The sequence below is a fragment of the uncultured Psychroserpens sp. genome (genome assembly GCF_947492715.1).
In the GTDB taxonomy this organism is placed as follows: Bacteria; Bacteroidota; Bacteroidia; order Flavobacteriales; family Flavobacteriaceae; genus Psychroserpens.
Genome location: NZ_CANLNS010000007.1, coordinates 170332 through 193853, shown reverse-complemented (window position 1 = coordinate 193853; position 23522 = coordinate 170332). Strand labels below are relative to the sequence as shown.

Genomic DNA, 23522 nt, shown 5'->3' with positions numbered 1-23522 from the left:
TTTTATTTCCTCAGAAATGACTATCCGTTGTTTTTTTGCTTGTTAATTTCGTCTTGTAATTGACGTCTTACTTTTTGTTCACGTTCTAGTGCAACACGTCTGTGCTCTTCAAATTCCTCTTCGGTTTCAGCTAAGGTCTTTTTGGCTTGCTTAGTTATAGCATTACTATTTCTAAACTTATAAATAAAGAACAATAAAAGTGCCGACAATACGCCAACAATGCTCCATAAGATTAAGCTATAGTTTGGTTTGCTGGTTTGAATCCCGAAAAGTTCCATATTATCTTTTTCGGCAATGGTGTTATCTAAACTCGTTTTAGTGTTAGCAAGATTAGATTTTAGGTCTTCAATTTCCTTGGCTTGTGTTTGAACAATAGCTTGAGTATCATCTAAATCTTTATGAACTGCTTTCAAAGAATCAATGGTATGCGCTTTTAATGCATAAAGCCATGTTTTCTTAACTGTTTTATAATCTTGCCAGCTATTTGAACGTCTAATAACGTATTCAAATTGATTGTCGATAGTCCCACTGTTTAATGATAATTTTTCCTCATCATTGGTTGTTTGTGCAGAAGCCACAGAAAAACATAGTACAGTAAGAGTAGAGAGTAGTAATGTCTTAAAAAATTTCATCTTGGTTTGGTTGAGTTTTAATAGCATAATTAATGGTAGCAATATAACAATTTATATGATAATTTAGGTGTAAATCAATATGTTGATATAAACATTTAGCCTCACTAAATGTGAGGCTAAATTATATACGAATGAAAGTTGATTTTAGATGTTGATAGTGCTCAACTCTTCTGTGTTTTGGATACTATTTGGATTAAGGCTGTATTGATATAATCCGTTTTCACCAATAAGAATCAAGGTATTATTGTTAACAATAACATCAAAAGCACTGCGATTTATAGCATGAACTAAGACCGAATTACTGGGATCAGACACATCAAATATTTTAACTTCATCATCACAAACAATAAGATAGTCATTGTACAATCCTAATCCGATAGGTTTAGTCAAATTTCGACTAGAAATTAAAATAGGGTTTACAACATCTGTCACGTCATAGGTTTCTAAAACATTGATTGTTGTACCACATCCAATATCGGCATGCAATGTAACATAGGCGTGTGTAGCGTTGGCAATTACAGGATCGCAAGCTGTAAAATGTTGTACATCAGATAAATATTGAGGTTGTTCAGGGTTTTGAACGCTATAGATATACATTCCATTTTGAGAACCTATATACAGGTATTCTTTATAGTTAAATAAGGTTTCTATATTGAACCCTATTTGAAGCTCATTTACCTTTACAGGAGATTCTCTGTTAGCAATGTTAAATACATTTAGTTTCTGATTATCTACAGTATATAAATAATCATTGTAGGATGTAAAACGCGCTAATGAACCTGCTTTTCCAGTTTCGTTAGACATAGTGGTTGAATCACTTGAGCTGTCAGAATCACAACTCAACACAAGTCCTGCTATTATTAAAAAGATATATTTTTTCATAATTCGTGGGTTTTAAGTTTAGTTGTTCTCGTTTAAGGTCCAGTCTACAATAATTTCGTTGTTTTGTACGCCATAAAAATTAGATCCTAATGGCGAGCTTATTTGAGGAAAGGCATTAGGGATACGTTTGGTAATTTCCATTGTGCCCTCTTGCGCATTTAAAGTGAGCGCAAGTAAATCTGTTGCGTTATTCACATATATTGATGCGCCTTTAATCGTCAGGTCTGAAGATCCTAAAACATTTAGAAATGCTATATTTTCTGGGTTAGATGGATCTGTATTATTGATGATATGAAAACCTTTATTGCGTTCGTTTATAAAAATGAAGTTATCCTTTACATAAATTTTTCCTGAATTGACAATGACTTCTGGAGTTGTTTGAAGTGTAGTGGTGTTTTCGAAAACTGAACGTTGCATAATTACAGGTACGTAATAATCGGGAACAGTAGTTGTGACGATGTCATCTTCGGTGTCGGTTAACCAGCAAGATTGAAAGCTCAAACTAAAGCATAATAGCAATAGCCAGGCAAAAGGTTTCATTTTCATAGTAATTGATTTATAGATTCTAATTACTAGATGCAGAAACATTAAAATGGTTGCTTCTATAAAGCAGAAAAATCCCACTTTTTTAAAAATGGGATTTTTCTAGAAATTATATTCAAGACTAATAGTAAGAAAAACGTCTTACTTTAGCAATGTATTTAGCTAATCTAATGACTTGATGACTATAACCATATTCGTTGTCATACCAGATGTATAAAATAGCATTTTTTCCGTCAGCACGAACAATAGTAGCTTTGCTATCATAGATAGATGGAGCAGAGCTTCCAACAATATCACTAGATACTAACTCATCGCTCATTTCATATTTGATTTGTTCTACTAAATCACCTTCAAGAGCATATTTTTTCATGATGGTGTTAATACCGTCAACAGATGTTTCTTTTTCTAATTCTAAATTTAAAATAGCTAAAGAACCATTAGGAACAGGCACTCTAATCGCATTAGATGTTAATTTTCCTTCTAGCGATGGTAAGGCTTTTGAAACAGCTTTTCCGGCACCAGTTTCGGTAATGACCATGTTAAGTGCTGCAGCTCTACCACGACGGTATTTTTTATGAAAATTATCAACTAAGTTTTGATCGTTTGTGTAGGCATGGATTGTTTCTAAGTGTCCACTTATAACACCAAATGTGTCTTCTACTGCTTTTAGAACAGGAGTGATGGCATTAGTCGTGCAAGATGCGGCAGAGAAAATATCAACTTTATCTGGATTGTTTTCTAAGTGATTTACACCATGAACAATATTAGGAACACCTTTACCTGGAGCAGTTAATAATACTTTATCAACACCTTTAGACTTTAAATGTCTTCCTAGAGCTTCGTCATCTCTAAAAGCTCCAGTGTTATCAATAACTAAGGCATTATTAATACCTAACTTAGTATAATCAATATCTTCAGGAGCATTAGCCGATATGACATTTACGGTAGTTCCGTTGATAATTAACGCACTGTTTTTTGCATCGGCAATAACAGTTCCTGGGAAATCACCATGTACAGAATCGTTACGTAATAAAGAGGCTCTTTTTTCAAGAACAACTTGGTCAATAGTTCCGCGAGTTACAATTGCTCTTAAACGTAATTGACTTCCTTTTCCTGTTCTAGTCATTAGCTCTCTGGCCACTAATCGACCAATTCGTCCAAAACCATAAAGCACCACATCTTTTGGTTGTATGGCTTTATTTTTCTTAGCGTCTTTAAGTTTTTCAGCAACAAATCCAGTAGCATTACTGTACTTTTGGTCTTCAAGATGAAATTCGTAAGTTAACTTTCCAATATCTAACTTGGCAGGAGGAAGGTCTAACGTTTTAATTGCTTGCGCAATTTCTACAGAATCAAAAATTGAAATTGGTTTCTGTACAAACTCTCCAGCATATTCGTGAAGATTTAAAATTTCGCTCACGTTACGATCAATTAGTTGGTTTCTAAAAAGCACCAATTCTATTGATTTGTCGTACCAAAGATCGCTAACAATTTTTATAAATTCAACTGTAGCTCTTCTTCGATCTGCTTGAAAAGCGAGTTCTTTTTCATAAGTTCCGTTCAAACCCATTGTAATTAATTTAGTGTGTTGTGTGTTTAAAAATTTTTGCAAAAATAATACATTTCAAACGTTTTCGTAGCGTTTTTATACAAAATAAAAACCCCTTCTAAATTTTAAATTTTGAAGAGGTTTTTGTTCGTTTGATTTTGGTCTATCTAAAGATGACTTCTTTTCGCTCTAATTTGGTATTTAAATATTCTAGCTTAAAAATGTTTTCTTGAGCTTTATCACCATATTTTTCGGTGAATTTTGAAATATCTTCTACACTATTAATTGGAACGTCGTTGATACCAGTAATAATATACCCGCGTGAGATACCTAGTTTTGAATAGAGGAAACTATTCTTATTATCTTGAACAATAACACCGTTTTTGATATCGTATTCTTTTTTAAGTTTTGAAGGGAGATTACGTAACTCCATGTCGATAAATTTGACACTAATAATATCGCTTTTTGAAAGCGTAACAGGGATAATCTTAACTTTGCTATCACGTTCAATTTCAACATTAATGACATCATTAGGGCGTTTGGTTTTAATATAGCCGCTCAAATCTGAAAATTTAGAAATTTCTACGTTATCTAATCTTTTAATAATATCTCCATTTTTGATACCTGCTTTTTCTGCACCAGAATTATCTTCGACATTACTAATATATACGCCTTGAATTTCGCTTACCCCTAGTTCTTTTGCTTCGTCAGAATTTCTATTTAAAATAGATACACCAAGCACACCTTCTTGTACATCGCCATATTCAATAATATCCTGTACTACTTTTTTGGCAATGTTACTTGGCACTGCAAACGAGTATCCAATGTAAGACCCTGTTTTTGATGTAATAGCCGTATTGATACCAATAAGTCTACCATTAGAATTCACTAAAGCACCTCCCGAATTTCCAGGATTTACCGCTGCATCTGTTTGAATAAACGATTGAGAGTTTCGTCCAGACAGATCTCTAGATTTAGCGCTGATAATTCCTGCAGTTACAGTAGAGGTAAGGTTAAAAGGATTACCAACAGCCAGAACCCATTCGCCAATTTTGGCATGATCTGAATCTCCAAATTCGATGGCAGGAAGATCTTCGTCTGCTTCAATTTTTAAAAGAGCGATGTCTGTTTTTTCATCTGCACCTATAAGTGTAGCCTCATATACTCTATTATCATTTAAAGTAATAGAAATACTACTAGAACCAGCAATCACATGATTATTAGTAATAATGTAGCCATTTTTATCAATGATAACACCACTACCAGTTCCAACTTGAGCGCGTTGTGAACTTCGTCCGTAGAATAAATCTTCAAAGGTTAAAGCTCCACTTACTATAGATGTGTTTTTGACATGAACTACTGAGTTAATTGTATTCTCGGCAGCTTCAATAAAATCTGGTTGTTCGCCATTAATCAAGTTGGCTGTATTTGTGTCATAACTCGCATTCAAAAATTGTGGCTCGTTTGAGCTTTCAGTCATGGTTATAGTTTGATTTTTTTCGATAAAAAGAGTGTAGGCAGATAATGCTATGATTCCACCTAACACCGAAACAAATACTAAGGTTAAAATCTTTTTCATTAGTTATTAGGTTTTAAATGTTATTACAAAATGTAACGACTAAAATTAACTATTTATTGAAGTAGAAATTGAACTTTAACGATTTTTAACGTCTAATTTAACGCTCATTTAACAACACAATTATCGCATCATTATTTATATATTTGCATCACCTATGGAACTTACATTTTATAAATATCAGGGAACAGGAAATGATTTTGTGATGGTTGATAATCGTCAGCAAATTTTCAACAAAAAAGATACGGCGTTTATCTCTTTTTTATGTGATAGACGGTTTGGTATTGGTGCCGACGGATTAATACTTCTTGAAACTCATGAATCATGCGATTTTAGAATGGTTTATTTTAACGCAGATGGTAATGAAAGCTCTATGTGTGGTAATGGTGGAAGATGTATAACTGCCTTTGCTAATTTTTTGGGTGTCATTAAGGATACTGCAACTTTTGAGGCTATTGACGGACTGCATAAGGCTAAAATTGAAAATGGCTTGGTAAGTTTACAAATGCAAGATGTTAGTTCTATTGAGACTTACGAATCTCATACGTTTTTAGATACAGGGTCGCCACATCATATTCAAATGGCTAATGATTTGGCATCATTTGATGTTAAGACTATCGGAAGACAAATTAGATCAGGTGAACCTTATAATGAAGAAGGGAGTAACGTTAATTTTGTAAGTAAGAATAGTGATGATAGTTTTTCGGTAAGAACCTATGAAAGAGGTGTTGAGGATGAGACTTATTCTTGTGGTACAGGGGTTACAGCAGTTGCCTTGGCAATGCACTATATAGGAGAGACAGAAAAAAAACTGATAACGTTAGAAACTGAAGGAGGGACGCTAAAAGTATCTTTTGAAAAAGGTCATGGAAGTTATGAGAATATATGGCTTATTGGTCCAGCAACTCAAGTTTATAAAGGTCATATATAATGGTAACACTCAAAGGAGAACATATTTATTTGAGAGCTTTAGAGCCAGAAGATCTTGATTTTATTCATGCCATTGAGAATAATCAGGATATTTGGGAAGTAAGTAATACGATAACACCTTATTCTAAGTTTTTAATAAAGCAATATCTTGAACAAGCTCATAAAGATATTTTTGAAGTCAAACAATTGCGTTTAGTAATTTGTACTCAAAATGATATAGCTATTGGAATGATCGATTTATTTGATTTTGATTTTAAAAATAGACGTGCTGGTGTGGGAATATTGATAAAAGACAAGGATATGAGGCAAAGAGGTTATGGACAGGAAGCATTGCAGTTATTAATAGCTTACTGTAAGTCACACTTAGATATGCATCAACTGTTTTGTAATATTTCCGAAGAAAATGATATGAGCTTGAAGTTGTTTAAAAATCAGGGATTCGATATAATCGGATTAAAAAAAGACTGGAACTATGTAAATGGTTCTTATAAAAATGAATACTTATTACAAATACTTCTTAATTAAATGTATATAAAGAAAATACTCTGGGCTATCGCAATTATAGGTTTGCTTGTTGCTGCTTATTTTGGATATTATGTCTATAACGCGATGTTATCGCCAAATACCAGCTTCAATAATGATGAGGCTTACATTTTTGTGTCTAAAAACGACGCCTACAAAGATGTAAGAATGCAACTAGAACCCTTACTTAAGGATATTGAGGGGTTTGATGCTTTGGCAGAACGAAAGAAGTACACTTCTAATTTAAAGGCGGGAAAGTTTGTCATTAAAAAAGGAATGAGTAATAATGATATTATTAATTCTATACGAAGTAATAATGTTCCTATTAAAATAGCATTTAACAACCAAGAGAGTCTTGAGAAGTTGGCAGGTCGAATAAGCAACCAAATAGATACCGATAGTACCGCTTTAATTCAAGCAATGACTGATACGTCATTCTTGGAAGAAAACGGCTTTTCAAACGAAACAGCTCTGGGTATGTATGTCCCAAATAGTTATGAGTTTTTCTGGAATACGTCGGCAGAAGGATTTAGAGACCGAATGCTCAAAGAATATAATCGTTTTTGGAATGACAATAGAAAAGCAAAAGCTAAAACTATTGGCTTGTCTCAAGATGAAATAATGGCACTTGCATCTATTGTTCATGAAGAATCAAAGCAGGCCAGTGAACAACCAAGAATTGCTGGTGTATATATGAACCGATTGCGCATTGGAATGCCTTTGCAAGCTGATCCAACCTTGAAATTTGCAGCGTATAAATTACCCGAATATAAAAACACGATTATAAAACGAGTACTGAACAAACATAAGGATATTGAGTCACCTTATAATACTTATATGAATGCAGGTTTGCCTCCAGGATTAATAGCTATGCCTGATATTTCAGCCATTAATGCAGTACTCAATTATGAAAAGCATAATTACTTGTATTTTGCTGCCAATGCAAAAAAACTCGGATTTCATAAGTTCGCAAAAACTTTATCTCAGCATAATGTCAATGCTAGAGAGTATCAACGTTATCTTTCGTCTCAAGGGATTAATAAATAATGTTCAGGATTCGACATTTTTTATTTCTGATATGTGCCTTGGTGTTGGTTTCTGCTCACTCTCAATCAAGGGGCGATTCTTTTTTAAAACCAAGCGATACCCTGCACAATTCAAGACGTAATGCTGTTGTTATTGCTGAAACTTCCTTAGCTACACTAACGTTAATAGGACTCGATCAATTATGGTATGCCGATTTCCCTAGATCTAAATTTAAAACAATAAATGATACTGATGAGTGGTTGCAAATGGACAAACTCGGTCATGTGTTTTCGTCTTATCAACTTGGAAGACTAGGAGCAAATGCCCTAAGATGGAGTGGTGTTTCCAAAAAAGATCAACTTATTTATGGAGCTACCTTAGGTTTTGGATTTTTAACTGCTGTAGAAATTTTTGATGGCTATTCTGAAGAATGGGGATTTTCTTGGTCTGATATGGTTGCCAATGGCTTGGGAACTGGACTGTATGTCGGACAAGAACTGTTATGGGACGAGCAACGTATAACAATGAAGTATTCATTTCATCAAACACAATATGCTAGTCAGCGACCTGATAAACTAGGAGAGGGGTTTTTAGAAGAGCTTTTAAAGGATTATAATGGACAAACATATTGGTTGAGTGCCAATGTGCATTCTTTCTTTAAGGATAGTAAAATTCCTAAATGGATTAACCTGGCAGTTGGTTATAGTGCAGAGGGAATGCTCACCGGAAAAGAGGAAAATGTTAATAACATATTTATAACTCAAAATAGACAGCGGCAATTTTTCCTTAGTTTGGATGTAGATTTGTCTAGAATACGCACAAATTCTCGAGTGTTGAGAACCGTATTTGACGTTTTGAACGTCATAAAAGTGCCTTTTCCAGCTATTGAATTCAACGGGAAAAACGGCATAAAGCTCCACTATATCTACTTTTAACAACACTTTAACAGCTTATTTTCAGATATATAGAAAAAAGCGTATATTTGCAGGCGCAATTTGTAAGTCATAGAAGGGGATGATTTCGACTTACTAAAATTAGCTATTATGATTAAAAAAGTAGGTAATTATTTTGTTGTACCATTAGCTATTTGTGTCACACTTTATTTGGCACTTAAACCTGAGCAATCGATCAATTATGCCGATTATTCAACTGAAGGTTTAGAGCTTGATTACAATATATCTAAGGACATTGCTTTTAACGAGCATACACCTAATGATAATGAATTAACGCTGAAAGAAGCAACTAGTTCAATGCCATCAACGTACACTTATTTTCCGTATTTAGGCAAATCTTACCATGGTTTTAAAGAAGCTCTAGCATTTAAAGAGTCTAGAGGTAACTATTTTACAGTAAATACTTTAGGGTATTTAGGGAAATACCAATTTGGTAAAGAAACATTGAAAATGATTGGAATCTATAATCCAACACAATTTTTATATAATCCAAAACTACAAGAAAAGGCATTTTTAGCCAACGCTGAACGTAATAAATGGATTTTACGTAAGGATATCGAACGTTTTGTTGGGAAGAAGATTAATGGTGTTGATATTACGGAGTCTGGGATTTTGGCTGCGGCCCATTTGGCTGGACCAGGTAGCGTTAAGAAGTTTTTGAGAAGTTATGGAAGTAATAATTTCTCTGATGCTTACGGAACGACTGTTAAACATTATATGAAAAAGTTTTCAGGATATGATACCTCTTTCATAGAAGCAGATAAAAGAGCCAAAGCGACATTATAGTCGATATTATATTTTAGATTAATGAATGAATGAAAAAAGCCAATCATATAGATTGGCTTTTTTTTATTTAACAGCCTGTACTAAGCGAAAAGACAAGCTCTTGATCAACATCTTCTCCCTTAATGTTTTTTGCAGGAACCCATTGCCCAGAAGAACCAGTAATAAGCTCTATTATCTTCTCATCAACCTTTGGGTGATTCGAGTTTGATTCCATTCTAGTATTGCTTATCAAGCCTTCCTTGGTTACTGTAAAATAGACACTAACAGATTTGAACTTATTCTCATCAATTGATTTTAATACTGCTTCACCATTTTCTTCTAGATAGGATACAAGTGCGTCCTGACCATAGATATATTTTGCTTGCTGTTCAGGAACAATTGTTAAGTGAGGACACCAATAACCATATTTAGTTTGTAATGTTTCTTCACTAATGTTTTCATAATCACTTCTTATTAAAATGTGTGTTGAAAAGTTAGCAGATTTTAATAACTCAATTTGAGATTTAGATAGTTTATCGGTTTTACTCATTGCTATCTCATCTGTTTGCTTATTGTCCTTAATGACAATCATGCTTATAAATTGGTAAGAGTCTAAAGGAGGCATTTGCTCTTTTCGCAAGAAATCTTTAATTGATTTGGCTTTAAGTAAATCAGATTTTTTGATAACATCATATCGGTTACCTACAGAATAAAAAAATCGCTGATTATTTTTGTTTACACTCGTTTTTGTAGGCTCCGTAACGGGGTTAAGCCCATTATTCGAATCTTTAGCATAGTTTACGGTCTTATGATCTAGGTTTAGTGCGCCATAAACTAAGATGCATAGTATGATTAGGGTAATTCCTGAAATTGTAATAGTTTTTTTCATGCGACCAAAATGTATTGATTTATGGTCATAAATGTATGATATAAAGCAGGTTAAATACCATTTGAAATGTCAAAAAAGTGTAAAATTAATGTCAAACGCCTTGTGTTTTACGAAGGGCAAGCGCGTTTTTTTAAATCGCCAGACATTCAGCTTTCAACTGAGATTAATCTCAATCTTTATGAATAATAAAAATAGCTGGTCGTTTATGTAAATCAACTTTGTTATGTTTCCATTCCTTTGCAGTCATGGTTTTGATGTATTCTGTAGGGAGCGTAATATCGCAAGCCACACAAACTCTTGTGTTGGGATGTAACGTAGAACAAATATCTTCCAATATTTTGTTGTTACGATAAGGTGTTTCTATGAATAATTGTGTTTGATTTTGCTCATACGACAAGCGTTCCAAGCGTTTTAAGGTGGTCTTTCGCTCTTGCTTATCAATAGGAATATATCCATTAAAAGCAAAACTTTGGCCATTCATTCCTGAGCTCATTAATGCTAGAACTATAGAAGAAGGTCCTACCAAGGGTACCACCTGAATATTATTATCATGTGCTAGTTTTACAATATCAGCACCAGGATCGGCTATGCCTGGACAGCCAGCCTCTGAGAGCAAACCCATTGGTTTTCCTTTTTTGCAGTCTTCTAAGAAATTTTGAATTTCTTCGGGCTGGGTATATTTGTTTAGAATTTTAAAGTTTAAGGTAGATTGTTGTTTCCTCGAATCTACCTTTTTTATAAATCGTCGTGCTGTTTTTTCATTCTCAACAATATAATCGTCTACCAATTCAATAATTTTTTTTACCGAAATAGGTAAAACTTCAAGAGGCGGATTGTCGCCGAGACGTGTTGGAATAAGATATAGCTTTCCGAAATTTGGATTCATTTATTCTTTAATGAGTTTACGAACACTTTTCTTTCCATCTGTTCCTTGTATTTCTACGATATATAAACCACTAGTTAATGATTTCGTGTTTAAAGTAACCAGTTGCTGATCAAAGTTGGTGTTCGATTGGATTAATTTACCTTGTATATCAAAAATATTGACACTATTAATTTGATTGGATGCATTTGTTAAATCAAAAGTTAAGGTGTTTTTTGCAGGATTAGGAAACATTCTAATGCTATTTAAAGTTTCGTCACTAACACTTAAGTTATCATCAACAATTCTATAAACTGTTCCAGATAGCAAGCCTATTACAAAAAGTTCACCATTTACGTCTTCAGCAAAACCAGACCAACCTTGACCCGAAAAGTCATCGACAAAATTCAAAGTATAAGTATCTGGTGCTGTTTCTTGAACAACTCCAATTTCATCGCTGCAGTAATCTCCAAAGAAATATAAACCTTGGAGCCCTGTTTGAATTGTTCCTCTATAACGATAACCACCAGTGATTGAACATTTGAAAGGATTTCCACCATAGTTGTATTCTGCAACTGGAGGTGTGTGAGTAATAGTACTGCAACCAGCTACATTGCTAAATGTTGAAGTGCCTTCAAAACACTTCCATCCATAGTTTTCGCCTCCTGTTGATGTAGATGAAACACGATTGATTTCTTCTCTATTACTTTGACCAACATCTGCGATCCACATATCACCATTAGATCTATCAAAAGAGAATTTCCAAGGATTTCTTAGTCCTGATGCCCAAATTTCATCTAAAACAGCAGAGTCACTTACAAAAGGATTGTCACTAGGAATAAGATATGTTATACCTGTGTCTATTTGAGTTTGTGTTACATCAACATCGAGTCTTAACATTTTACCTAATAATAAGGTCATGTTTTGTGCGCGATTTCCTGGATCACCACCAGAACCACCATCGCCTGTTGAGATATATAAATATCCATCATTAGGACCGAAGTGCATATCGCCACCATTGTGGTTAGGGAATGGTTGCGAGATGTTTAATAAGATGACCTCAGAATTTGGGTCAGCTGTATCCGCTGTACTTCTTGTGAACCTTGAGATAATTGTGTCACCATTGTTATCGATGTAGTTCACAAAAAAGAAGCCATTAGTGTCATAGTTGGGGTGGAATGCCATTGCTAGTAATCCCTGTTCACCACCATTATTGATGACTCTAGGATCGATATCTAAGAAGGGAGCTGTGTTTACACTACCATCGGCATTAATAATTTTAATAACACCAGCGCGTTCTGCAACAAAGAATCTGTCATCACCAGCATGTTTTGCATTTACTGGAGAAGATAAGCCTGACGCATAAACTTCTAAGCTGATGTTTTGAGCATAACTTAGGGATATAACAAAGCAGGCTAGGAAAAGAGTTAAATTTTTCATTTTTCTAGATTTTAAGGAATTTTTTTACAAAATACGAAAAAAATTAAGAGTCTATTAACAGAATCGTTACAAGGACTTACGCGTTAGCTTTTTAGAAATGATATCACAAGCATTATTTAGAAGTGAAAATACGTGTTCAAAATCTGACATTTCACCATAATAAGGGTCTGGAACTCTTTTATTGGTAATCGATTGATTAACTTCTAATATGAGCTTTACTTTTGCTATATCCTTAGTATGTCTTGCAAGTTTGACTACGTTTTCAAAATTAGAATGATCCATAACATAGATGATGTCAAAGGTATCAAAATCTGATGTTTGAAACTGCCTTGCCTGCTGCCTTGAAATATCCACATTATGAGATTTTGCAACTGCAATAGAACGATGATCTGGACGGTCTCCAATATGATAACCTGCTGTTCCTGCGGAATCAACATAAAATCTATCAGAAGGTAATTTGGATTCTAATATGCCATGTGCCAATGGTGAACGACAAATATTCCCCAGGCAAACCATTAAAATACTAGTCATTGTAATGTTTATAAAGAAAGTTTCTTCGACAAATCTTCTACGTATTTTCTAAATTGTTTATCGGTAGATGATAAGTTGTCTACAGTTTTACAAGCGTGTAGTACTGTAGCATGATCTCGTTTTCCTATTTGAGAACCAATACTAGCAAGAGATGCTTTGGTGTATTTCTTTGCAAAAAACATAGCCAACTGTCTTGCTTGTACAATATGACGTTTTCTTGTTTTAGACTGAAGCGTACTAACATCCATTTGGAAATAGTCTGATACTACTTTTTGGATATAATCTATAGAGACCTCACGTTTAGTGTTTTTAACAAATTTTTCAACAATCTCTTTGGCAAGGTTAACCGTAATTTCCTTTTTGTTGAAAGAGGATTGTGCAATTAAAGAAATAATAGCACCTTCTAATTCGCGAACATTGGTTTTGATATGTTTCGCAACATACTCTACAATTTCTTCTGGCATTTCTACACCATCGCGATATAATTTGTTCTTAAGTATAGAAACACGTGTTTCAAAATCTGGACTTTGAAGTTCGGCTGAAAGTCCCCATTTAAAACGAGACAGTAGACGTTGTTCAATATCCTGCATGTCAACAGGTGCTTTGTCACTAGTTAGAATAACTTGTTTTCCGTTTTGGTGTAAGTGATTAAAAATATGAAAGAACACATCTTGGGTTCCAGATTTTCCTGATAAGAATTGAACATCATCAATAATCAAAACATCAATAATTTGATAGAAGTGAATAAAGTCGTTTCTATTATTCTTTTTAACAGAGTCTATATACTGTTGTGTGAATTTTTCAGCAGAGATATATAGTACTGTTTTTTCTGGATACTTATCTTTTATATCAACACCAATAGCATGAGCTAAATGTGTTTTTCCTAAGCCAACACCTCCAAATATTAATAAAGGATTGAAAGAGGTTCCACCAGGTTTATTTGCTACAGCCAAGCCAGCGTTTCTAGCCAAACGATTAGAATCACCTTCTAAGAAGTTTTCAAAACTATAGTTTGGATTTAGCTGAGATTCGATTTTTACATTTCTAATTCCTGGAATTACGAAGGGGTTCTTAAGCTCAGGATTTTTGTTGTTTAAAGGAACATCTACATCTTGAGATTTTAAGGCTCCACGATTAGAACTAGGAATTTTTTCTGTAAAAGGTTGTTTGTTGCCATAGGTGTTTTCCATTTTAATGACATAAACTAATTTGGCAGTTTCACCTAATTGTTTAGTAAGAGCAACTTTTAAAATCTTTACGTAGTGTTCTTCTAACCATTCGTAGAAAAATTTACTAGGTACTTGAATACTTAAAGCATTATCGGTAAGCTTAACTGCTACTATAGGCTCAAACCATGTTTTGTAGGCTTGAGGTTGTATGTTGTCTTTTATAAATGAGAGACAGTTAGTCCAAACCGATTGCGCAGTTATATCCATTCTCTAAGTTAATTTTTGTGTTGTTAGTTAGTTAGCAAAAAAAAGAGAAATTCGAGTTTCTCTGGTATAATTTTTACATGACAAATATGTGAACAAATTTTTTAATAAAAAAATCAAAATGTATTGATTTTCTAGAATTTTTTTCTCATGTTTAAATCGGTTCGAAAATACAAAAAAAATATCAAAAACTATGGAGGATCTTTCCAAATCTGATGAAATTCAATTTAGAGTACGTTATGGAGAAACAGATCAAATGGGAGTTGTGTACCACGGTAATTATGCACAATATTTTGAAATGGGAAGAACCGAGTGGTTACGAAAAATGGGGTTTTCCTATAAGGAGATGGAGGAGAGTGGTGTCATGTTGCCAGTAATTTCATTAAGTATAAATTACAAAAAGTCAGCGTGTTATGACGACCTCATTAAAGTAAAAACTAAACTCGTAAAAAAGCCAACTGCCAAAATTGAATTTGATTATGAAATCTTAAATGAAAATGATGAAATTTTAACAACAGGAAATTCTGTTTTGGTATTTATGGATATTCATAAGAATCGGCCTACAAGATGTCCAGATTATATTTTAGACAAACTGCATATTTAATCGTTCAACTTCTTTATATTAACCTCATATAAGTTGTCAAAAATTTCGAAAATTGAAGGTGCGTCTTTTAATCTTACCGAGATTATAATTTTACAACTCAATTCTAGAGTCTGATTTATAACATTTAAATGTTTCTCTTTTATAATTCTCATGACTTTATTCATATTCTTATAATCAAAAGAGATAGTATATTCAATATTTATTGTTTTAGATACAATTGTGGCGGCTTCTAGCGCCAATTGGGCTCCAGTTTTATAAGCGTTAATTAAACCTCCAACACCTAATTTGGTACCTCCAAAATACCTAACCACTACAATGAGTATGTTGGTTACTTCAAAAGACTGGATTTGGCCATAAATAGGCATTCCTGCACTATTATTGGGCTCTCCGTCATCATTGGCTCTAAATACAATGTCTTTTTCTTGCATACCAAATTGATATGCATAGCACCAATGCCTTGCCTGATGATGATTCTTTTTAAGCGCATTCAAATGGTCTTTAACGTCATCTTCTGTGGTGACGGGAAATGCATAGCCATAAAACTTGCTGTTTCTGTCTTTAAATAAAACTTCAGGAGATGCTTTGGTTATAGTTTTGTAAATGTCGCTGTTTTCCATTTATGACAAAGTTACTATTACTATAGATATAATTGCAATTGCAATTCCAATCCAGTTCTTTTTAGAGATTTTTTCTTTAAACAAAATGACACCTAAAAGTGTTGACACCATAACAATGGCCACATTATTAATTGTAAATAAAGTTGAGCTTTCTAAGTTGTCGTGGTTAAGTGCTTTAAGCAAATAATAAATGGAGAAGTAATTGATAATCCCTAAAATGGCACCACCAATAATGGCTTTGATAGGAAATTTATACGACCTTTTTATAGCTTTAACTATTAATAATGTTAGTCCAATTGTAAAAGCGAAGGCAAAAACGGTTGCCGAAAAAATAGGAATACCATTTTCTGGTAAATAAGCGGTCTCTATGTATTTAATGGAAGTATCAATGGTACCAGTACCAAAAAACAACAAAATAGGTAGCCACAGTCCTTTCGTGATGTTGCCAGAGTTTTTAGGTTTTATTGAGGCTAGATAAACCGCAACAAGCGCTAGAACAATACCCATTATTTTTTGAAACCCGATACCTTCATTATACATATATATACCAAAAATTACAGGGATAATGACACTCATTTTTGAAGCAACTGATGCTACAGAAAGCCCGTTACGCTGTGCCGTTAATGCCATGACTGTAAAGACACCAATAAACAAAAACCCTAGACCAATGGCTCCATAGATCCATGGGGCATTAACGATGTCGTTAACAACGATGGGCTCATCATAAATCCACAATCCAAATAAACATGCCGTTAAATAATTTACAACAATCCCTTGAAGGGTGTCTATACCATATTTATTAAAGAGTTTAAATATGATAAAAATACAAGTGGATGCCGCTATGCTTAATAAGAGATAAATCAAAATATGCTTTTGTTTATAGTGAAAAGGTCTATAACATCTTCTTTAGTTTCATCTATATTCCAAACATGAATTCCTAGAACTGTTGCTGCCTCTGTATTGTCTTTAGTGTCATCAATGAAGAAGCAGTTTTCGGCTTTTAAGTTGTTTTCTGTTAAAACAAACTCATAGATATTTGAATTTGGTTTTCTTAGATTGATTTCATGTGATAGATAAAACTTGTTAAAACAAGCTCTAAATTCTTCGTAAAACGCCACATGTTTTTTTATCCAATTGATATGCAATTCATTTGTGTTACTTAATAAAATGAGGTTGTATCTACCTTCCTTTGCTAATGTTTTAATGAATTCCAACCGTTTCACAGGGAAGTCTTTAAGAATAAAATTCCAGGCATTCGTAATGTCTCTTTTAGACAGAGAAGGAAAGTTTTCTTCATAAAACCCAAGAAATTCTGAGGTTGACATTAAACCTTGTTCGTATAAGGTGTTTATGGCTACAAGGTCTTCTGGAAGTTCATTTAAGCCAAATAAGTCTAATGCATTTTGTATGGCACCCTGTTTATCTAAATTAATGAACACGTCACCAAAATCGAAAATAATAGTTTTAATTGTTGACATAAATTTTTAATGTATCAGTCATTATATGTTCTTCGGAAATGAGATGTCCAGAAAAATGTGGCGCTTTAACACCTTCACTAAAATGGATTGTACCTGTAAAAACTCGAGCTTCGTCCCAAAGATTGCTATCAATAAAAGATTGAAGCGTTTGCGCTCCACCTTCAATGATAACAGAATTAATAGCTTTTGAATGTAAAATGGTTCCTATTTGTGGAGGAATGGATTTATTGAAATCTGTATTGTCTTCTGAAATGATTATTGTTTCACTTTCTAAATTAAATATGGAGTGATCCTTAGAGAGTTTTTGAGTGCGATCAATAACTACACGAATGGGATGTAATCCAGTCCAATCTCTAACGGTTAAACTTGGATTGTCTTCCAGTACTGTATGCGTTCCAACTAAAATTGCTTGCTCTTCAGCACGCCATTTATGTACTAATTGTCTCGAATATCGATTAGTGATCCAGATTGGCGCTTTCTTTGTTTTAGACTTTGGCGCAATAAAACCATCTTTAGATTCTGCCCATTTTAAAATAATATAGGGGCGTTTTTTATTGTGAAATGTAAAAAAACGTTTGTGATGCATTTTACATGCCTGTTCCAAAACGCCTACTGTTACATGACACCCTGCGGCTTTCAGTTTAGCAATTCCCTGTCCTGCAACTTGCGTGTTATCATCCATAGTTCCAATGACAACATTTGGAATACGATGTTCAATAATAAGATTGCTACAAGGAGGTGTCTTTCCAAAATGAGAACAAGGCTCGAGCGTTACATATAAGGTCGCTTTTTGAAGTAAATTTTTATCCTTTACTGAGTTTATAGCGTTTACCTCGGCATGTGCGCCACCATAAGCACTTGTGAAACCTTCTCCTATAATTTGATTTTCATGAACAATTACGCAACCTACCATCGGATTTGGAGCAGTAGTGCCTAAACCGTTTTTTGCAATGGTAATGCATCGTTTTATATAGGTTTCGCTGGTAGTCAAATTTAGTTTAGATGTTTATATTTGTTTATGATTAAAAACGTCTTAATACGCTTAATTACTTATCCGTTTTGTTTGTTTCTAATTTTTCTTGGATATAAAATGAGTTTCGAAACATCAAATTACGCTAATCCTATCTATGAACCTAGAGCCAAAATCCTTGGTGTTATAGGTATTATTATCGTTTTAGTGTATTTGGTTTCAGATATACTCCTTTTAATTAAAAACAAGTTCTTCAAAAAAGAAAATTAAAATTTTATCTTAACCATTTCAGTTTCGTCTACAGGGTATGTATATGAAAACCCAAGTGTTTTATAAACAATCTCTCCCTTATATTGTACTTTAATTTTTTTGTTAATAACACTACTTAATATACTACCTAAGATATTTTTATTGTCACCTTTCAGAATACTATCGGTACTTACTTTAACTTTTAATGGTACTGTAAATTCTTTTTTCGCAGGAACTTTAAAACTTTCAGAAGAGACATGAGCCACTTTAATATCATTGATATATACTGAAATGTTATCACTTTCTAATCGGCCACCTACATCATTAGGGTTTTGAAAAATGGCATTAGCTTTAAGGGTTATTGTTTTTGAGGTAGATTCATCAAGTTTGATATCTTCAACAGCAATAAATAACGGCTTTTCCTTAACACTACAACTATGGAAAACTAGGGCTGTTGTTAATAATAAAATGAAATTTCTCATCTTTTTAAAATAGATTTATCAGTATCTTCATACCGAAATTAGAATGCAAAAATACTATAATAAAGTGAGTCAAGATAATATCATTATTAGAGAAATTCGTCCTGAGGACAATGCGCAAATAGAAGCTATAATTAAAGCTTGCTTCCCAGAGTTTAAAATTCCTTTAAAGGGAACGGCTTATGAAGATGCCGAAACACCCTTTATGTATGAGTCTTACCAAGGCGATAAAGAGGTTTATTTTGTTTTAGCAAATGGGGATGAGATTTTAGGTGGAGGAGGCATAAAGCCTTTAAAAGATTTTGATGGTAATGTCTGTGAACTTCAAAAAATGTATTTCTCCCCCAAAGTAAGAGGCAAAGGTTTTGGTAAAGCTATGTTTACCAAATGTCTTGATGCGGCTAAGAATTTTGGTTTTGAAACGTGTTATTTAGAATCGGCATCGCAACTTAAAGCGGCTATTCATATTTATGAACAGAATGGATTTAAGCATAGAACAGAACCTTTAGGGAATACTGGACATTATTCATGTGGTGTTTGGATGACTAAATCGCTATGAGATTAAAAGATATCCAAGGTTTGTATCATAAGGAGTTAGATGTGCTCTATGGAAAAGATGAGGTGGATTCGTTTTTTTATCTAGCAATTGCTCATTATTTGCAGTTAGATAAGATACATTTAATGGTAGAACCAGAATATGCGCTTTCTAAAATAGAAGAGCAACCGCTTTTTGAAACGTTAAGTGCCTTAAAGTTAGAACAGCCAATTCAGTATATATTAAGAGAGACCGAGTTTTTTGGGTTACCATTTGAAGTTAATAAGCATACTTTAATACCACGTCCTGAAACAGAGGAGCTGGTGGCCTTAGTTATTGATGAGGTAAAGGATCAATCTTATCAGATATTAGACATTGGAACAGGAACGGGTTGTATTGCTATTTCATTGGCCAAGCATCTTAAGAACAGTGTGGTTTTTGCTTTAGATATTTCAGAAGATGCATTGGTTGTGGCAAAACGCAATGCCAAACTAAATGATGTTGACCTGGAGTTTATTCATGATTCTATTTTAAAACCAAATCATCCAAATCTTGTATCGACGTCGCAGGTGTTTGATGTTATCGTTTCTAATCCGCCATACGTTAGACATCTTGAAAAGAAAGAGATAAAACCGAATGTACTGCTTAACGAACCGCATTTGGCCTTGTTTGTAGATGATGAAAATCCGCTACAATTCTACAGAGCGATTTGCGAATTTGCTCAAGACCACCTAAAGCATAATGGTGTTTTGTATTTTGAAATCAATGAATATTTAGGAAAAGAAATGATTGATCTTATGCACAGTTTTAATTTTAAGAATGTAACGCTTAAAAAAGATCTTTCTGGTAAAGATAGGATGATTAGAGGTGTCAAATAATTAATCCATTAGATCATTAAGTGTTTTTATTTTTAAATCGTCTAGAGAACCTTCCTGAGTTTTGAATTCAATGATAATCGTCTCGTTTGGCATGAGGTCAAAATAATTATCGCTAAAGTGGCCTTTGCTTTTTGTATAAAGGAACACATCTTTTTGTAGCGTTGTACTTTCTAATTTGATTTCAAATCCGTTAGAGGTTTTTGAAATTGTTTTTTTGATAGCCCCCTTTTTTAGTTTTAAATCTTTTGGTTTAACCAGGTAAGCGTAAGAGTGGAAATTAGCAAACATAGTTGCAACAACAACTTCGTCCTTGTTTATGTTAAGGTTTGCTACATCTAACGTATGAATTAACTGACTTGAATTGGCATTTAATTGTGTATTCATGGTAGTTCCAGTTCCCATAACCTTCCCGTCAAAATCTGTGATGATATAGGTGAAGGTGTCATCAAAACCCGTGAGACTATCGTTTATGCCGTAAGTTTTTAATGTGTCATTTTCTACTGTATTAGATATGAGGACATTTTCAAATGATGTTTTTGCCTTATAATGCAGGGCTTTCCAATTTCCGAAGAAATCTATACTAGACCAAGATACAGACGGCCAACAATCGTTAAGTTGCCAATATAAGGTTCCCATGTTATAAGGTTTGGCTCTGCGATGCGCTTCAATACCTTTAGTGATACCATAGGCTTGAAGTATTTGGCTCAGATAAATGTAATCTTCTGCCGTATCAGGCACTGGAAAATCGCGTTTCATGTAGGCGTCAATGAGTTGAAATCCGCGCACGTGTTTTTGATGATTTTTAAATCCTTCCGAAGTAATTTCTAAAGAATCACTTTGATTGATGTAACGGATGGCTTCATAGCTAGGAAAGGCTTGAAATCCAAATTCACTCATAAAACGAGGAACGTTGTCTTCTAAATGTTCAAAAGGGTAAGCGTCATGCCAAATCCACCAATCGTGGGCATCACCTTCAAATTGATATTTTGGATTGCCACGACCATATTTTGGCGAAGATTCCCAATAGGGTGCGTCAGTAAATTCATTAACTGTTTTAGGGAGAATAGAGTCAAATACCTTTAAATAATTGTTCCAAATCTCATCTTTTTCTTCATCACTTCTGTTGGCTTGCCATCCCCAGCGATGCCAGCCTTCAGAGTTTTCGTTATTTCCACACCATAAGGCAATGGAAGCATGATTACGAAGTCGTTTGATATTTTGAGTAGCTTCGTCTTGAACGTTTTCAAGAAATGATTGATCTCCTGGATACATGGCGCAAGCAAACATGAAATCCTGCCAAATAAGAATACCTTTTTCGTCACATAAATCATAAAAAATGTCATTTTCATAAATACCACCTCCCCAAACTCTAAGCATATTCATGTTGGCATCAACGACGTCATCTAGAAGTTTTTCGTAATGCGCATCAGTCACTTTATTTTGCATGCTGTTTTGTGGAATATAATTAGCGCCTTTCATGTATACAGGAACGCCATTGACTTTAAAATAAAAAGATTCTCCTCTGGTGTCATTTTCAGTAACTAAGGCAATAGTTCTAAGTCCTTTTTTTATAGAAACACTATCAATAATGCTGTTGTTTCTCTTTAAGACCATCTTTATAGTATACAAATATGGATCTCCTAAATTATGTGGCCACCACAGCTTTGGAGATTTTATTTGAAAAGGAACCGTTCTGGTGTGTCCCTTTTGAACCACTTTAGAAGTAGTATGAAGTACATCATTTACATAAACTTCGTAGACTAGCTCTTTGTCTTTAATCACCTCAGACTTAATATCAAAAGTGGCCGTCATGTCTGCAATCGAGTCATTCAGTAGCCTTTGTTTTATGGTTAAGTCTTCTAGTCTTAAATCATTCCAGGTCTCCAACATTATTGGGCGCCAAATGCCACTTGTATTTAACTCTGGCCCCCAATCCCAGCCATATTGAAACTGGGCTTTGCGGGTAAAAATACGATTGCCTTCAGGAAGTTGATATCCTAATTTGGCTTTCTCTTGTTCTTCGGAAATAGACGTGTGTTCAAAAACAATTCGCAATTTATTTTGAGGTTTTAAAACCGATTTCACATTTACAGAAAAGGCTCGGAATGCATTATCCGTTTTCAGAATTAAACTATCATTTAGAAATACTGATGCATAGGTGTCTAGTCCTTCAAAATTTAGAGCTATGTGTTTTTTGCTAAGTGTTTCATTAGGGACTGAAAATGTAGTTTTATATTCCCAATCCGTTTCAGAAATCCATTGTAGACTGTCTTCATTAGCACCAATAAAAGGATGTTCTATTAGTTTGTTGTCTAGCAAATCGGCATGTACATTTCCAGGTACTGTTGCTACATGCCAAATAGAATCATTTACAGCTTTGAATTGCCAATTGTCTTGCAAAGCGGTAGCTATTGGTAAATCATGCTTTGCTTCACAACTTGTTAGTAATAGTAAAAGTATCGCAATTAGACTATATTTCATTTGTAATCACGTTTAAAATGGTTTTAATTTCTTTTAAACTCGAAACCGTTTGAGGTGTGTTTCCGAAATATGACGATGACTCAGAATTGATAATTTCAGAAGCTGAAGCATGGATTTCATGAAAACCTTCATTTTTAAAAACTTTAGCGTTTTCCGAAGAGATGCCACTACCAACCAAGATTGTAATTCTATGTTGGGCTTGCTGTTTTAACATTTTTAATGTGTCTAGACCATCAATGGCTTTTGGTTGCTGCCCAGAGGTGAGCACTCTAGTCGCACCTAAATCGATAAGTCGTTCAATAGCTTCTGTAGGATTTGGAACCATATCAAAAGCGCGATGGAAGGTAAATGGTAATGGGTGAGATAGAGCTATAAGTTCTTGTGTGCGTTTAATATCTATGGTGTTGTCAGAATTCAAAACACCTGAAACAATACCATGACATCCTAAATCTTTACAGACTTGAATGTTTTTTTTTATAATCTCGAACTCCGCTTCAGAATAGCAAAAGTTTCCACTTCTAGGTCTTATGAGCACAAAAGTTTTGATCTCTAATTCGGTAATAACTTGTTGTATTAACCCATAGCTTGGTGTAATGCCTCCAATGGATAATTCACTGCAAAGCTCAATGCGATGTGCTCCAGCTTCTTGAGCATTTTTTGCAGATTGGTAGGAGTTAGCACAAATTTCTAAAAGCATA

25 protein-coding genes are annotated in these 23522 nt (G+C 34.0%); 8 read left to right on the top strand and 17 right to left on the bottom strand.

Translation table 11 applies throughout. The features are described from left to right. Nucleotides 1-20: 20 nt before the first annotated feature. The 5 genes from Q0787_RS16655 to Q0787_RS16635 all read right to left on the bottom strand — a co-directional run bounded on the left by Q0787_RS16655 (nucleotide 21) and on the right by Q0787_RS16635 (nucleotide 5185). Nucleotides 21-632, bottom strand: a complete 612-nt coding sequence (locus tag Q0787_RS16655; protein WP_298903974.1) for a tRNA (guanine-N1)-methyltransferase — start codon at nucleotides 630-632, stop codon at nucleotides 21-23. Between the two features lie 144 nt (nucleotides 633-776). After that, nucleotides 777-1514, bottom strand: coding sequence for a hypothetical protein (locus tag Q0787_RS16650; protein WP_298903973.1), 738 nt, complete (start codon nucleotides 1512-1514; stop codon nucleotides 777-779). An 18-nt stretch (nucleotides 1515-1532) separates the two neighbouring features. Then, a complete protein-coding gene (locus Q0787_RS16645; RefSeq protein WP_298903972.1) occupies nucleotides 1533-2060 on the bottom strand; it encodes a hypothetical protein in 528 nt (175 codons plus the stop codon). Nucleotides 2061-2178: 118 nt separating this feature from the next. Next, on the bottom strand, nucleotides 2179-3627 hold the full coding sequence (locus Q0787_RS16640) for a glyceraldehyde-3-phosphate dehydrogenase (protein WP_298904021.1): 1449 nt from the start codon (nucleotides 3625-3627) through the stop codon (nucleotides 2179-2181). A 142-nt stretch (nucleotides 3628-3769) separates the two neighbouring features. Then, entirely contained in the window at nucleotides 3770-5185 is a 1416-nt protein-coding gene (locus tag Q0787_RS16635; protein ID WP_298903971.1) for a trypsin-like peptidase domain-containing protein, read from the bottom strand. A gap of 154 nt (nucleotides 5186-5339) precedes the next feature. On the opposite strand from Q0787_RS16635, the gene dapF reads away from it, so the two are divergent. The 5 genes from dapF to Q0787_RS16610 all read left to right on the top strand — a co-directional run bounded on the left by dapF (nucleotide 5340) and on the right by Q0787_RS16610 (nucleotide 9399). Then, nucleotides 5340-6113, top strand: a complete 774-nt coding sequence (gene dapF / locus Q0787_RS16630; protein ID WP_298903970.1) for a diaminopimelate epimerase — start codon at nucleotides 5340-5342, stop codon at nucleotides 6111-6113. Next, nucleotides 6113-6637 carry a GNAT family N-acetyltransferase gene (locus Q0787_RS16625; protein WP_298903969.1) on the top strand — a complete coding sequence of 175 codons (525 nt, stop codon included), beginning with the start codon at nucleotides 6113-6115 and terminating at the stop codon, nucleotides 6635-6637. Before dapF ends, Q0787_RS16625 begins: the two co-directional genes overlap by 1 nt. Then, nucleotides 6638-7681: an endolytic transglycosylase MltG gene (mltG, locus tag Q0787_RS16620; protein ID WP_298903968.1), complete on the top strand. Its 1044-nt coding sequence runs from the start codon at nucleotides 6638-6640 to the stop codon at nucleotides 7679-7681. Further along, nucleotides 7681-8595 (top strand): DUF2279 domain-containing protein, encoded by a 915-nt coding sequence (locus tag Q0787_RS16615; protein WP_298903967.1) that lies wholly within the window; start codon nucleotides 7681-7683, stop codon nucleotides 8593-8595. Before mltG ends, Q0787_RS16615 begins: the two co-directional genes overlap by 1 nt. A 108-nt stretch (nucleotides 8596-8703) precedes the next feature. Next, nucleotides 8704-9399, top strand: coding sequence for a peptidoglycan-binding protein LysM (locus Q0787_RS16610; RefSeq protein WP_298903966.1), 696 nt, complete (start codon nucleotides 8704-8706; stop codon nucleotides 9397-9399). Nucleotides 9400-9466: 67 nt separating this feature from the next. On the opposite strand, the gene Q0787_RS16605 is transcribed toward Q0787_RS16610, so the two are convergent. From Q0787_RS16605 to dnaA, 5 genes are all read right to left on the bottom strand, one after another. Continuing rightward, nucleotides 9467-10267, bottom strand: a complete 801-nt coding sequence (locus tag Q0787_RS16605) for a hypothetical protein (RefSeq protein ID WP_298903965.1) — start codon at nucleotides 10265-10267, stop codon at nucleotides 9467-9469. Nucleotides 10268-10436: 169 nt separating this feature from the next. Next, nucleotides 10437-11153 (bottom strand): SAM-dependent methyltransferase, encoded by a 717-nt coding sequence (locus Q0787_RS16600; RefSeq protein WP_298903964.1) that lies wholly within the window; start codon nucleotides 11151-11153, stop codon nucleotides 10437-10439. Next, entirely contained in the window at nucleotides 11154-12569 is a 1416-nt protein-coding gene (locus Q0787_RS16595; RefSeq protein WP_298903963.1) for a PQQ-dependent sugar dehydrogenase, read from the bottom strand. A gap of 66 nt (nucleotides 12570-12635) precedes the next feature. Then, entirely contained in the window at nucleotides 12636-13100 is a 465-nt protein-coding gene (locus tag Q0787_RS16590) for a low molecular weight protein-tyrosine-phosphatase (protein WP_298903962.1), read from the bottom strand. A gap of 8 nt (nucleotides 13101-13108) precedes the next feature. Then, nucleotides 13109-14536 carry a chromosomal replication initiator protein DnaA gene (gene dnaA / locus Q0787_RS16585; RefSeq protein ID WP_298903961.1) on the bottom strand — a complete coding sequence of 476 codons (1428 nt, stop codon included), beginning with the start codon at nucleotides 14534-14536 and terminating at the stop codon, nucleotides 13109-13111. Nucleotides 14537-14726: 190 nt separating this feature from the next. Here dnaA and Q0787_RS16580 point away from each other — a divergent pair, with 190 nt between their 5' ends. Then, entirely contained in the window at nucleotides 14727-15137 is a 411-nt protein-coding gene (locus Q0787_RS16580; RefSeq protein ID WP_298903960.1) for a thioesterase family protein, read from the top strand. Here the strand turns inward: Q0787_RS16580 and Q0787_RS16575 are convergent. The 5 genes from Q0787_RS16575 to Q0787_RS16555 form a co-directional block, all read right to left on the bottom strand. Continuing rightward, nucleotides 15134-15754: a YigZ family protein gene (locus Q0787_RS16575; protein WP_298903959.1), complete on the bottom strand. Its 621-nt coding sequence runs from the start codon at nucleotides 15752-15754 to the stop codon at nucleotides 15134-15136. The two genes, Q0787_RS16580 and Q0787_RS16575, sit on opposite strands and share 4 nt — an antisense overlap. Continuing rightward, nucleotides 15755-16618: an EamA family transporter gene (locus tag Q0787_RS16570; RefSeq protein ID WP_298903958.1), complete on the bottom strand. Its 864-nt coding sequence runs from the start codon at nucleotides 16616-16618 to the stop codon at nucleotides 15755-15757. Then, complete coding sequence (locus tag Q0787_RS16565) at nucleotides 16615-17232, bottom strand: HAD-IA family hydrolase (protein ID WP_298903957.1); 618 nt, start codon at nucleotides 17230-17232, stop codon at nucleotides 16615-16617. The genes Q0787_RS16570 and Q0787_RS16565 overlap by 4 nt, the downstream gene beginning before the upstream one ends. Continuing rightward, nucleotides 17219-18223, bottom strand: a complete 1005-nt coding sequence (ribD, locus tag Q0787_RS16560) for a bifunctional diaminohydroxyphosphoribosylaminopyrimidine deaminase/5-amino-6-(5-phosphoribosylamino)uracil reductase RibD (protein WP_298903956.1) — start codon at nucleotides 18221-18223, stop codon at nucleotides 17219-17221. The genes Q0787_RS16565 and ribD overlap by 14 nt, the downstream gene beginning before the upstream one ends. A gap of 245 nt (nucleotides 18224-18468) precedes the next feature. Then, complete coding sequence (locus tag Q0787_RS16555; RefSeq protein ID WP_298903955.1) at nucleotides 18469-18933, bottom strand: LEA type 2 family protein; 465 nt, start codon at nucleotides 18931-18933, stop codon at nucleotides 18469-18471. 43 nt (nucleotides 18934-18976) lie between these two features. Between Q0787_RS16555 and Q0787_RS16550 the strand changes: the two genes are divergently transcribed. Together Q0787_RS16550 and prmC are read left to right on the top strand one after the other, a co-directional pair. Then, nucleotides 18977-19489 (top strand): GNAT family N-acetyltransferase, encoded by a 513-nt coding sequence (locus tag Q0787_RS16550; protein WP_298903954.1) that lies wholly within the window; start codon nucleotides 18977-18979, stop codon nucleotides 19487-19489. Then, the gene (gene prmC / locus Q0787_RS16545; RefSeq protein WP_298903953.1) at nucleotides 19486-20343 is read left to right on the top strand and encodes a peptide chain release factor N(5)-glutamine methyltransferase; all 858 of its coding nucleotides are present in this window, start codon (nucleotides 19486-19488) and stop codon (nucleotides 20341-20343) included. Before Q0787_RS16550 ends, prmC begins: the two co-directional genes overlap by 4 nt. Here the strand turns inward: prmC and Q0787_RS16540 are convergent, their stop codons facing one another. Together Q0787_RS16540 and Q0787_RS16535 are read right to left on the bottom strand one after the other, a co-directional pair. Then, nucleotides 20344-22824 (bottom strand): glycoside hydrolase family 2 protein, encoded by a 2481-nt coding sequence (locus tag Q0787_RS16540; RefSeq protein ID WP_298903952.1) that lies wholly within the window; start codon nucleotides 22822-22824, stop codon nucleotides 20344-20346. Next, nucleotides 22814-23521 carry a copper homeostasis protein CutC gene (locus Q0787_RS16535; RefSeq protein WP_298903951.1) on the bottom strand — a complete coding sequence of 236 codons (708 nt, stop codon included), beginning with the start codon at nucleotides 23519-23521 and terminating at the stop codon, nucleotides 22814-22816. Before Q0787_RS16535 ends, Q0787_RS16540 begins: the two co-directional genes overlap by 11 nt. Nucleotide 23522: the final 1 nt, after the last annotated feature.

Bases quoted from the DNA above. Each gene is read 5' to 3' on its own strand.
- Q0787_RS16655 (WP_298903974.1), bottom strand. From the start codon at position 632: ATGAAATTTTTTAAGACATTACTACTCTCTACTCTTACTGTACTATGT.
- Q0787_RS16650 (WP_298903973.1), bottom strand. From the start codon at position 1,514: ATGAAAAAATATATCTTTTTAATAATAGCAGGACTTGTGTTGAGTTGT.
- Q0787_RS16645 (WP_298903972.1), bottom strand. From the start codon at position 2,060: ATGAAAATGAAACCTTTTGCCTGGCTATTGCTATTATGCTTTAGTTTG.
- Q0787_RS16640 (WP_298904021.1), bottom strand. From the start codon at position 3,627: ATGGGTTTGAACGGAACTTATGAAAAAGAACTCGCTTTTCAAGCAGAT.
- Q0787_RS16635 (WP_298903971.1), bottom strand. From the start codon at position 5,185: ATGAAAAAGATTTTAACCTTAGTATTTGTTTCGGTGTTAGGTGGAATC.
- dapF (WP_298903970.1), top strand. From the start codon at position 5,340: ATGGAACTTACATTTTATAAATATCAGGGAACAGGAAATGATTTTGTG.
- Q0787_RS16625 (WP_298903969.1), top strand. From the start codon at position 6,113: ATGGTAACACTCAAAGGAGAACATATTTATTTGAGAGCTTTAGAGCCA.
- mltG (WP_298903968.1), top strand. From the start codon at position 6,638: ATGTATATAAAGAAAATACTCTGGGCTATCGCAATTATAGGTTTGCTT.
- Q0787_RS16615 (WP_298903967.1), top strand. From the start codon at position 7,681: ATGTTCAGGATTCGACATTTTTTATTTCTGATATGTGCCTTGGTGTTG.
- Q0787_RS16610 (WP_298903966.1), top strand. From the start codon at position 8,704: ATGATTAAAAAAGTAGGTAATTATTTTGTTGTACCATTAGCTATTTGT.
- Q0787_RS16605 (WP_298903965.1), bottom strand. From the start codon at position 10,267: ATGAAAAAAACTATTACAATTTCAGGAATTACCCTAATCATACTATGC.
- Q0787_RS16600 (WP_298903964.1), bottom strand. From the start codon at position 11,153: ATGAATCCAAATTTCGGAAAGCTATATCTTATTCCAACACGTCTCGGC.
- Q0787_RS16595 (WP_298903963.1), bottom strand. From the start codon at position 12,569: ATGAAAAATTTAACTCTTTTCCTAGCCTGCTTTGTTATATCCCTAAGT.
- Q0787_RS16590 (WP_298903962.1), bottom strand. From the start codon at position 13,100: ATGACTAGTATTTTAATGGTTTGCCTGGGGAATATTTGTCGTTCACCA.
- dnaA (WP_298903961.1), bottom strand. From the start codon at position 14,536: ATGGATATAACTGCGCAATCGGTTTGGACTAACTGTCTCTCATTTATA.
- Q0787_RS16580 (WP_298903960.1), top strand. From the start codon at position 14,727: ATGGAGGATCTTTCCAAATCTGATGAAATTCAATTTAGAGTACGTTAT.
- Q0787_RS16575 (WP_298903959.1), bottom strand. From the start codon at position 15,754: ATGGAAAACAGCGACATTTACAAAACTATAACCAAAGCATCTCCTGAA.
- Q0787_RS16565 (WP_298903957.1), bottom strand. From the start codon at position 17,232: ATGTCAACAATTAAAACTATTATTTTCGATTTTGGTGACGTGTTCATT.
- Q0787_RS16555 (WP_298903955.1), bottom strand. From the start codon at position 18,933: ATGAGAAATTTCATTTTATTATTAACAACAGCCCTAGTTTTCCATAGT.
- Q0787_RS16550 (WP_298903954.1), top strand. From the start codon at position 18,977: ATGCAAAAATACTATAATAAAGTGAGTCAAGATAATATCATTATTAGA.
- prmC (WP_298903953.1), top strand. From the start codon at position 19,486: ATGAGATTAAAAGATATCCAAGGTTTGTATCATAAGGAGTTAGATGTG.
- Q0787_RS16540 (WP_298903952.1), bottom strand. From the start codon at position 22,824: ATGAAATATAGTCTAATTGCGATACTTTTACTATTACTAACAAGTTGT.
- Q0787_RS16535 (WP_298903951.1), bottom strand. From the start codon at position 23,521: ATGCTTTTAGAAATTTGTGCTAACTCCTACCAATCTGCAAAAAATGCT.